Origin of the sequence: Bartonella sp. AP88HLJMH, assembly GCF_042195605.1 — a bacterium.
Classification (GTDB): Bacteria; Pseudomonadota; Alphaproteobacteria; order Rhizobiales; family Rhizobiaceae; genus Bartonella.
Window position 1 is genome coordinate 1 of the sequence record NZ_JBHIOR010000025.1, and the last position, 11,292, is coordinate 11,292.

General features: G+C 39.7%; 7 protein-coding genes. 6 read left to right on the forward strand and 1 reads right to left on the reverse strand.

Features of this window, described 5'->3' with window-relative positions; translation table 11 throughout:
• Positions 1-5,768: right-handed parallel beta-helix repeat-containing protein (locus ACFIMA_RS08515; protein WP_375693354.1), on the reverse strand; the 5,768-nt coding region annotated here is incomplete at its 3' end.
• 774 nt (positions 5,769-6,542) lie between these two features.
• On the opposite strand from ACFIMA_RS08515, the gene ACFIMA_RS08520 reads away from it, so the two are divergent.
• From ACFIMA_RS08520 to ACFIMA_RS08545, 6 genes are all read left to right on the forward strand, one after another.
• Positions 6,543-7,673: a metallophosphoesterase gene (locus ACFIMA_RS08520; RefSeq protein ID WP_375693355.1), complete on the forward strand. Its 1,131-nt coding sequence runs from the start codon at positions 6,543-6,545 to the stop codon at positions 7,671-7,673.
• Between the two features lie 762 nt (positions 7,674-8,435).
• Positions 8,436-8,810, forward strand: a complete 375-nt coding sequence (locus ACFIMA_RS08525) for a hypothetical protein (RefSeq protein ID WP_375693356.1) — start codon at positions 8,436-8,438, stop codon at positions 8,808-8,810.
• A 13-nt stretch (positions 8,811-8,823) separates the two neighbouring features.
• The gene (locus ACFIMA_RS08530; protein WP_375693357.1) at positions 8,824-9,300 is read left to right on the forward strand and encodes a phage tail protein; all 477 of its coding nucleotides are present in this window, start codon (positions 8,824-8,826) and stop codon (positions 9,298-9,300) included.
• Positions 9,297-9,551, forward strand: coding sequence for a tail protein X (locus ACFIMA_RS08535; protein WP_375693358.1), 255 nt, complete (start codon positions 9,297-9,299; stop codon positions 9,549-9,551). The genes ACFIMA_RS08530 and ACFIMA_RS08535 overlap by 4 nt, the downstream gene beginning before the upstream one ends.
• A complete protein-coding gene (locus ACFIMA_RS08540) occupies positions 9,542-10,573 on the forward strand; it encodes a phage late control D family protein (RefSeq protein ID WP_375693359.1) in 1,032 nt (343 codons plus the stop codon). The genes ACFIMA_RS08535 and ACFIMA_RS08540 overlap by 10 nt, the downstream gene beginning before the upstream one ends.
• Positions 10,545-11,292, forward strand: a 748-nt coding sequence (locus tag ACFIMA_RS08545) for a DnaB-like helicase N-terminal domain-containing protein (protein ID WP_375693360.1), incomplete at its 3' end; no start/stop codon positions are given. The genes ACFIMA_RS08540 and ACFIMA_RS08545, both read left to right, overlap by 29 nt.

Below are 11,292 nucleotides of genomic sequence, written 5' to 3' on the forward strand. Positions count from 1 at the left end.
GTATCCATATAGAAACCATTGTCATGCTGCACGCTGCCATAAGCTGTTAGTGACCATTTATCCAATGTGCTCTTACTGGCATCCGCTATGTCCTTTGGAGTGAAAGACAGCCGCCCATAGGTGCCTACAAGACCGAAATGTGTTGTGGTATTTTGTCCTTCTAATGCCGCGAATGCAACACCGGCTTGTAGAGCAGCATAGCGGATATCAGCACCATAACCATATTTGAGAGGTCCACGTTCAGAAGATAAGGTTCCTGTGTTTCCGTAAGTATAGAGGAAGAAACCGGTTTGTTTTTCCTCTTCTTTTCCTAAGACAGATGTTCTGATATTGGCTAAAAGCGCGTTTTGTTTAGCCATATCGGTTAATCCACTATAGAAGAGAGCATTTGGCATGACTAAGTAACTGGCCGTTTGTGCTACAGGGACGATCACACTTGGACCAGAACCAGAATCTGTTTCAAGAATTTCTTTATGTAAGCGGAAATCCCAGAAATTTTCATTCTTTTCATCAAAGAGGCTTTGTGCAACATCGGCTGTACCGTGGCTTGACTCTGGTCCATAGGCCGTTAGCGTATATTTATAAGGCAAACGATTTCTTGTGGTATAGCCATTTACGAGTTTGAAAGAGTCTTCTTGTGCTTTTCCAGATACTTGAATGAGCGAGAGGCCACCTATATTGGAAGGATCAGCAGCATTGACTACACTACTTTCATCTCCTGAATCGCTTTTGATATAAACTGTTGTGGAGCCTGAGACATCACCGTGGATCAGAAGTCTATCGGTTTTTTGATCGGCACTTGCTACGCCATCACTCCAAGCAATGTTGAAGTAAATCTTTGCGTCTCCCGTTGCGTTGTAGACTGTTTGCGTATCTGGTTTACCAGATCCTATATGCAATGTGTGATAATGATCTTCTACCAGTCCATCAAAAACAATAGAGCTGTTATCGAGATTAAGCGTGGAAATATCAGAACGAGATCTTTGAGCGATATCAAGCAGATTGCCATCATCATCTTTTTCTTTTGTACTGGTCTTTAGTGTCCATGTTGTCTTGTTTTTTAGATCAAAACGTACATTTCTGTCTTTAGAAATATTTGCTCTGCCTTCTAAAGTTGAATGATCAGCGCTTAAGGTGAAGGTGCCATTGGAGATCGCTTTAACCTCTTTATTGTTCCAATAATTGTCATTTTTCCAAGATTTTGGATCTTCGAAAAGACCATCTCCTAACAATACATCGGCATGGATTTCTGAATTTTTGAGATTTGCTGTACCGATTGATAAAGTTGGAATATCTTCAATGTTATCGTTAGTGAAAGCTCCAATGAAAATTCCAGTACCATTTTCAGCGTGAATATCTGCATTGGTTAAATTGATTTCACTATTTTGATGTTTTTGCGGATCATTTGATTCATCGGTTTTGGTATTAGGGAGAGCTAAGAACTGCAAGCCGCTGATTCCTGCTGTTACAGAAACATCTTTGAGATCAATATGTCCATTAGCTGCCGCCCATAGTGCAACTTTTTTTGCTTCTATTTTATTTTTTATTGTATTCTCTGCTGCTCCAATATAACCATTCGTCATCTTAATTGTGCTATTATTTCCTGCAAAAAGACCAACATCAAAATTTTGAATGATTGTTTTACCATTTAATTCGATTGCACTATCAGACTCCGCAACGTTTACAGCAACGGTTTGTTGTTTACTTTCACCACCAGTTATTGTTAAATCTCCGCTAATGATTTTACTTCCACCGTCTGCATAAAAACCTTCATCAACATTTTGAATGGTTGTTTTGCCCATTAACCTAACTTCACTACCAGAGTCCGATGTCCATATACCAGTGCGCTCGTTGTCGGGGCCTTCAAGTGCTTCACCACCGATTATCGATAAGTTTTCGCTAATGATTTTACCACCGTTAACTGCTCCAAGGCCGCCCAAAGTATTGTTAATTATTGTATCACCATGCAATTGAATTGTGCTGTCATTGCCACTTACAAATGCACCGCTTCCTTTTCCCTCTGTTGTTAGAGCAACATCTGTGGCATCAATATGCCCTCCGTTGATTGCGAATAACGCTGTTTTGTTCGCGGCTACGGATCCTCCCGTCATTATGATCTTAGATCCTGAACCGTCTGCAAGGAGTCCTTCGCCATTAGATGATGTAATGTTAGCATTGTTTTTTAAGATAATCGTACTGCTGGTTTCGGCGCTTCCTCCTACATCACGTCCACTAAATGATCCTCCTGAGACCGTTATTGTTGAGTGGTTATTTGCAACTATACTGGCGGCTGCTTGAGTCACTGTTACATCTTTTAAAGTGACGGTACTTTTATCTGCTTTTATTCCAAAGTTCAGTAACGCATCGTCTTTATTATTCGATATCTTCACACCTTCCAGCTTGTTTTCACCGCTGTTACTGTTTAAAAAGCCGGCACCAACTAGAGAAGTTTTAATGGTCCCTCCAGTCATGTTTATTGCGCCACCATCGTTTGTTGTAAGTCCAATTTCACTATTACTAATCGTTGTTCCTTCAAGCAATTCAACTACACTGCCTTCGCCATTAGAAAATACACCAGACGATATATCTTCGTCACCTAGAGATACATCTGTAACATTTAGAGACACATTTGTGACCGTAATATGTCCACCATTTTCAGCAACCAATGCATTACCTTTCCCCGTGACGGTTCCTCCCGTCATGCTGATGGTGGAGTTTGAACTATTTGCATAGAGTCCAATGTTATCAGATGATGTAATGTTTGCATTGTTGGTTAAAGTGATGGCGCTGCCGTTTTGAGCAGATATTGTTGTATTTTGTGCATGAAATGATCCTCCTGAGGCTGTTATTGTCGAGTGATCATCTGCAACTAAGGCATTGGTTGCTTGCATGACGGTTACATCTTTTAAAGTGACGGTACTTTTATCTGCTTTTATTCCAAAGTTCAGTAACGCATCGTCTTTACTATTCGATATCTTTACACCTTCTAGCTTGTTTTCGCTGTTGTTACTGTTTAAGAAGCCAGCACCAACTAGAGAAGTTTTAATGGCTCCTCCAGTCATCTTGATTGCACCATCGTTTAGTGCTTGAAGCCCGAGTGCACTATTACTAATAGTTGTATTTCCAAGTAATTCAATTACACTGCCTTCACCAACAGAAAATACACCAGACGATATATAGTCGTCACTTGGAGCCACATCTGTGACAGTTAGAGCCACATCTGCAACAGTAATATGTCCACCATTTTCAGCAACCAATGCATTACCTTTCCCCGTGACAGTTCCTCCCGTCATTGTGATGGTGGATTTTGAACCTTCTGCATAGAGTCCAACATTATCAGATGATGTAATGTTTGCATCATTGGTTAAAGTGATAGTGCTGCCGCTTTTAGCAGATATTGTTGTATTTTGTGCATGAAATGATCCTCCCGAGATTGTTATTGTCGAATCATTCTCTGCAAATATGCCGGCGGCTGCTTGAGTCACTGTTACATCTTTTAAAGTAACGGTACTTTTATCTGCTTTTATCCCAAAGTTCAGTGGCGTATCGTCTTTATCACTCGATATTGTCACATTTTCTAGTTTGTTTTCATGACTGTTACTGTTTAAGAATCCAGCACCAGCTGCAGAAGCTGTAATGGTTCCTCCAATCATCTTGATTGCGCCATCATTTTGGAATGCAAGCCCGATTGCACTACCACTAATTGTGGTCTTTCCAAGCAATTCAATTACACTATTTGCGCCATTAGAAAATACACCAAATGACTTATCGCTATCATTTGTTTTTAGGGTAACATCTGTAACAGTAATATGACCACCATCTTCAGCAACCAAAGCACTCGCTTTTCCCGTGACGTTTCCTTCTATCATTGTGATGGAGGAGTTTGAATCTTTTGCATATAATCCAACATCATCAGATGATGTAATTTTTGCACCGTTTGTTAAAGTGATGGCGCTGCCGTTTTGAGCAGATATTGTTGTATTTTGTGCATGAAATGATCCTCCCGAGATTGTTATTGTCGAATCATGATCTGCAAATATACCGGCGGCTGCTTGAGTCACTGTTACATCTTTTAAAGTGACGGTACCTTTATCTGCTTTTATTCCAAAGTTCAGTGGCGCATCGTCTTTACCACTCGATATTGTCACATTTTCTAGTTTGTTTTCACGGCTGTTACTGTTTAAGAAGCCAGCACCAGCTGCAGAAGCTGTAATGGTTCCCCCAGTCATCTTGATTACACCACCGTTTTGTGCTTGAAGCCCGATTGCACTATCACTAATCGTTGTCTTTCCAAGTAATTCAATCATGCTACCAAGGTCATCAGAAGCTACACCAAGTCCATCACCATTTGTTTTTAGGGTGACATCTGTAACAGTAATATGGCCACCGTATGTTGTCGTTACTGCTTCCTCTTTCGCTGTAATGCTCCCTCCTGTCATTTCGATGATGGACTTTGAACCTTCCGCATAGAGCCCAGCATCGTTATATGATGTAATTTTTGCACCGCCAGTTAAAGTGATGTTGCCGCCGTTTTGAGCAAATATTGCTGCTTTTTCTGCATCAAATGATCCTCCTAAGACTTTTACTGTGGAATCATATGCATCTATGGCAGTTTGTGCTTGCGTCACTGTTACATTATTTAAAGTGACATTACTGTTAGTTGCCTTGATTCCATTGATTAGTGGCGCATCATCTTTCCCACTTGATGTCACTACATCTTTCAGTTCGTTTTCTTTGCTCTTGCTATCTAAAAAGAATGCACCAACTTTGGACGCTGTAATGCTTCCCCTAGTCATTGCGATTGCGCCACTTTCTTGTGTTTTTAACCCGATTGTCGCATCATTGATCTTTGTATCAGATAATTCAATCACACTGTTTTCACCTTGAGACAATGCGCCGAATCCACTCTCAATTTTAGTACCCTTATTATATGCAGGGTTATCCCCTTCTGTAGTAGGTGCACTTGTGGTATCTTCCTTAGCTGTTAGAGTACCACCCGTGACTTTAATATGACCACCTTCGTCTACAGATAATGCTGTATCTTTTCCAGTGACGCTTCCTCCTATCATTATGATTTCGCTCTTTTCATCGATGGCATGAAGTCCGTTACCATTAGATGAGGTAACGTTAGTACCGCCATTTACAGTAATGGTGGTGCCGCTCATAGCATATACACCATCCATTCTACCCTCGAATAATCCTCCGGATACGTTGATTCGAGAATTATTATCTGCGAGTATGCCAACTTCTGCGTGCGTAACGCTTACATTTGTTAAAGTGATGTTACTTTCATTATCTGATTGCACTCCAATGAGTTGAGAAACTTCATTTTTATTATTTGATATCACTACATTTTGCAGTATATTTTTATCGCTGCCGTCAATATAAACGCCAGTTTGAGAAGCTGTAATGTTCCCCCCGGTCAGGTTGATGTTAGCGCCGTCTTTTACAGAAATACCGAAACGAACATCAGAATCAGTACCTTGAATATTTAAGCTATTTAATTCAAGCGCACTGTTAGCACCTTCAACTGTTACAACATATTTATCGCTACCTGTGTCTGTATTTGTGTTTTCATTTCCAGTTACAGTTACAGTACTGCCGGTGATTTTTCCTTTGTTTTTTACATAAATAGTCTCGTACGTTTTTCCGGATATATCTTTTTCTTCGTTGGCAACGTCAAGAGTTTCAGCATGTGCAGTGAACTGGATGTTGAATAGTATGATAGCAGCCGCAGCCGTGCATGATAAAAGGGATGTTTTATACACCAGTATTCTCCTTATGAGAGCCCCCAAATATTCATTTCCCCGCAAACTTCATAAGAAGAAGTGAAAATGGATAGTTGTTATTAATTTCGATAATTGTCTTTATTTGGTAAGATATTTTTGGTTTTTTGTCAAAATTAAAAAACAAATGATATTAAATTTGTATTAATTTATATTTAACACACAATGTGTTTGTAATTATTTATATTATATAATTAAATTTATTGTAAATCTATATTATAGAAATTATAAATATTATTATAATAATTACATAAGTTATATTATTTTTTTATAAAGTAATAATAGTATTTTCTGTAATACTTCTGCATTTTTATAACTTGTCAAAGTAAGTGATGACGGTAATACTCAAACACTATTGCTAGCACTTTTGATTAGTTATACCTTATTTATCATAATATTCTAATATATTTGATCTTGATATCCAAAGGAGTTGGGTGCTCTAGTATAAGAATACATTCTTTCTCCTGTTGGGGATATTTTAATAGTATACGACTAAGTTTTTATAAGCTGTTGATGTATCGATGACATTTGAAAGAGCCAGAGCCCAAGCTTATAAATCTTAATCAATGAAGATGCTTCAAGTTGAAGGCTTGAAATCAACAGTGCTTTTATATCATCAAAGTGCACCTTCATTGAAGGATTATTGCTTTCGTTATTTCGAATTTTTGACATATTTTTGACAATAAAATCTAAAAAATTGCTTCTGAGGAATTTTTTAATATAAATAATATGTAACGTTTTTATGGCGATAGGTTTATGAGATATAAAGTTGAATTGGTAATCACCGTGATTGCTTTTACTCTCTCTGGTTGTTTTAATCTTGATTCTGAAAAAATAAAAAGAGACAAGAGGCTTTATCATGATGCATTCATGGATTGGTCGATGAAAGAAAAGTCTCTTACAAAAAATTATACTGCTATCATTATGGCTGATCCGCAACCGTGGCGTTTAAACTCTGGTGATGCCAATGGAATATCAAACAGAGAGCCATGGTTAAAGATAAATGAGCAGGTTGCTGGTGTGATAAAAGCGCACAAGGCTGCATTCCATATTGTCAATGGTGATCTGACGGAGTTTGGACAACAAAAAAACTATGATGATTATGAAAATGTTTATAAAACTCTTGGAGCACCTGTCTATGAGGGGCTAGGGAATCACGATTATGCCAATAATGTTGGTAATTGTACAAATCCTCAAGAATTCAGTTTTTACAAAGATGCTTGTGCTATAAGTGCAGTTTCAAGAATGGTATCGGAAATCAAAAAATACCGTAGTCAATTATCGCATTTCAATGCAGATGTTACTGAAAGCTTGGTTCCCATTTCGGGTGGAAATATTCGCTCGATAAGGGGGAGTTTGAGTTATTCTTGGGATTATGGAGATGTTCACTATGTGCAGCTTCACAATTATCCAAGCTATACGGTTGGTTTGAAGGGGCAGTCTACAGAAGTGCAAATCAATAAATCTTTAGATTGGCTTAGGAATGATTTAGCTGCTGCTGATGCAAGAGGTAAAGTGACAATCATTAATTTTCATGATGCGCGTGCTGCTTCCATTGATGGTGAATCCTTTTTTATTCGTAAAAAGAATGCTAAAGATTTGTCGGTCTTTAAGTCAATTATTACCTCTCATAATGTTAAAGCAATCTTCGTGGGTCACACGCATTATCAGTCTTATTGCCGTGCGAAAAATGATAAGGTTTTTGGAAATATCCCTATCTATATAGCTGGTGCGCTTTTTAATGGAGATTATTACCTCATAGATGTGAAAGGCAAGACCATTCACGTTAAAGCCTATAATGGAGAAATAGGAAAACCGCTTTTAATTAAAGATCTTGGTGTTATAGGGAAAGACACCCAATTTTCGGCAAGTTGCAGTAAGTTATAATAGGATTTGTTTCTTTGTCTTAAAGCATGAGGGAAAAAACGTATTATATGTGCGGACTTGAAGAGCAGTAGGAGTGTCTAAATGTTACTTAGGAATAGAGTGAAAAATCAGACATCTTTTTTATATCTTTTTCAAAGCTGTTAAGATTTCAGGTTATACGCTATAAGTGCAATGGTTTAATGTGAACTGAGCTTTAATACAAAGCAGAATAATGGTTTGTTATTCTATTTTTTCTTTTTAGGCTTTCATCTTTGAAGAAAGGGGAGTTTGTCAAGGGTGTGTTCATAATTTGCTAGCACATGTTGTCCAGAATTATCAAGAAGGCTGTTTCTATTAGTTTGTTGCGGTATAATTATCAAGTTATGCCCTTTGTTAGAGTTTATAATATCTACTCATGGGCAACTCTTTTCTTTTTCATAGAAAAGCTTTTTATTTTGATCAATTTTTTACTTATAATCTTCAAACAATTGATGTTTTGTGATGCTATATAATTTCTCTTGATTAACCGTATGAACTTTTAGTTGTATTACAATTTTATCTTCTTCTTTTATACGTAAGTAAATCGTTACAATAATATGATACAAATATTGGAGTCTGTTTATAGCTGTTATGGTCTCATGCAATTATCCTTAGATGACTCTCACGTGTTTTGGCAGTTTTATCTTTGCTTTGAGAGAGGTGTAAAAAGGGAATTTTAAGAAGTTCCAGTTTAGAAAGAGCTTTTTTGCCCGCGAAAAGCTCTCTGATGCTGCCAAGGCTGGTATGGAACAAGCCGGCGAAGATCTGGCTAATTCGATTGTCGATGGCTTTATGTCGTCTATCTCACAATTGATGGATTTTTGTAAATCTTTGCCTAGCCGCATTAAGGGGTGGATTGGTTCCATTGATGTAAGAGAGTTTTTGCCAAGTTTTTTGGGGGGTAAAACAGCCATTCAACCCATCGTGCAATTTGCGGGGGCGGGGCATGCAAATTACTCTGTGAGAGAACAAAGAGAGAAAGAGCGCTCCACCACCACCCACAATCAAAATGTCACAGTGCATGTTAATGGGGCGCGTGAACCCATGGCCACTGGTCGTGCGGTTGCCCATGCTTTGCAACGGGCACGCGCTAATGCGCTGCATGGCGGGACAGAATGAGGGGAGGGAGCCTATGAGAGATCCTTTGATGATGTTAGGTCCGCATCAATTTTATGTGGACTGGCTAAATTTCCAATCTTTTGAAGAAGAGTTTTCTGCCTCATGGGTTTGTATGGAGCGTTTTGGCAAGGCACCCAGTTTGCAATTTACTGGCTATGGCAATGATCCCAAAACCATTCATGGGGTTTGGTTTCCAGAAGAATTTGGGGACCGGGTAGCGATAGATGCCATCACTACAACTATCCGAAGAGCCAAGCCGGTCCAGATGCTTCGTTGGATCAATGATACGACCTATAGTGTCCTTCTCCATGGACCCGTAGTAATCACCACGATCAATAAAGACCATGACTATATCAGTCGCTCTGGTCAATCCCAGCGCATCCGCTATTCCATTACGCTCTTGCCCTTTTTTAATGGCGGAAAACCACAAGGACAATACCAAGAGAGACAATATCAAATGGGGTATTACCAAGAGGGACAAACTCTATGAAGATACCCAAAAAGCGCGTTATTGTAGAGCTAGAGGATATGAGCCTCGATCTCCTCTGCTTTCACCATGCCATGGCAGTGTTCAGAGACCGCATCCAAGTTGGGGCACTAAACGGTTATTTAGAAGCCACACTGGAAGCTAATCCAGAGATTGCCAAATATGGTGTGTTTTTACCACGGGGCTTAAAGGTCATGCTGCCTGAATTTGTGTTGTCTAATCCCCAAAGCATGGTGAAGCGGTTATGGGATTAACGCGTACACACCCTTTTATTGTGGTCAAGGTGGGAGACAAGCCTGTTCATGAGGTTTTTTACCAGCGTCTTTTAACCGCAACCATTACGGACCATGCTGGGAATGAAGCCGATACATTTGAAGCAGAGTTGGATGATAGTGGCAATGATTTAGAGATTCCCTCAAGCAATAGTGCGCTACAGGTGATCTTTGGTTATGAGAACAGCATCAGTGCATTTATGGGGTGTTTTGTTGTCGAATCGGTTGTAAGTTGTGGGGGCAGTGATGGAGAGATCTTGCGCCTTTGTGGCAAAAGCGCTTCGATGCGTAAAGAGCTCAAAGAACAGGTGAGTGAGCATTTTGATCACAAAACTGTTGGTGAGATTGTCGAGACACTCGCCAAACGCCATGGCTATCAAGCAAAAGTCAGTCCTCAGTTCACTCAACAAACTTTGCCTTATGTGATTCGCACAGATCAATCGGCTGTTGATTTTTTAACCCGCCTTGCCGATCGCATGCGGGCACGTTTTTTGATCAAGGACAATAAGTTTTTATTTTTAAGCGGAGATAACTTACCAGCACTCGACATCCATAAGCATGACTGTTCTAGCTGGGAATTCACCCTCGAGCCACGCACGCAATATGGCACCATTGAAGCTGCTTATTTTGATCGTTCAAAAGGGCAGCAATGCCAAGTTAAGCATCAGACAGGGTTTAGCGGTCCCGTGCGGCGTTTACGGACTTGTTACACTTGTGAGGAGGAAGCACGAGCTGCTGCTGCTTCCGAGTCGGACAGGTTGTGTCGTGCTGTGGGCAGTGGCTCCTTGACCCTTGAGGGACGCCCAGAAATCATGGCGGATCAACCTCTGCTTCTTCAAGGGTTTCGTGGGCAAATCAATGGGCCATGGAAAGCTTCCACTGTCACCCACTGCTATGAAAAACAAAGTGGATACATCACAGAAATCACACTCGAGGCACCAAACAAGGGAAAAGAAAGCAATGAGAACATTGAACATGCTAAAAACAGAAAATCCAAGAGATAATTTTGCTTCTTCTTTTCGTCAACTTCCCCATAATATTGAAGCAGAGCAGGCATTACTTGGAGCAATCCTGATTAATAATAATGCACTCGATCACGTTTCAGACTTTCTCAAAGCAGAACATTTTTTTGAAACGCTACACCAAAAGATCTTTGAGATTGTCTTACAAATTATTCAAAATGGTCATCTTGCAAACCCAATTACAATCAAGCCCTATATCCAAATGGAAGAAAAAGTTGGAGATATTACTGTATACCAGTATGTTGTTCGCTTAGCCACAGAGGCAGTCACTATTATTAACGCTGAAGATTATGGACGCGTCATTTACGATCTGTTTATCCGACGCTCTTTGATTAATCTTGGCAATGAAGTTGCCAATACAGCCTTTGATGCTCCTGTCGAACTTACACCTTCCCAACAAATTGAAACAATTGAAAATCAGTTATTTGAGCTCGCCGAAAAAGGAAAATATGGGGGTGGGTTTGAAAACTTTGATACAGCCATTGCAAAAGCACTTAACATGGCAAGTGCTGCAAAAAAGCGTTCCTCACAGCTCTCTGGGATAGCTACCCATATCAAAACCCTTGATGAAAAAATGGGAGGATTACAAGCATCTGACTTAATTATCCTTGCAGGGCGCCCTGGTATGGGGAAAACCTCTCTGGCGACCAATATTGCTTTTAATATTGCCAATGCTTGCAAGCGTCATGATAACAGCCAAG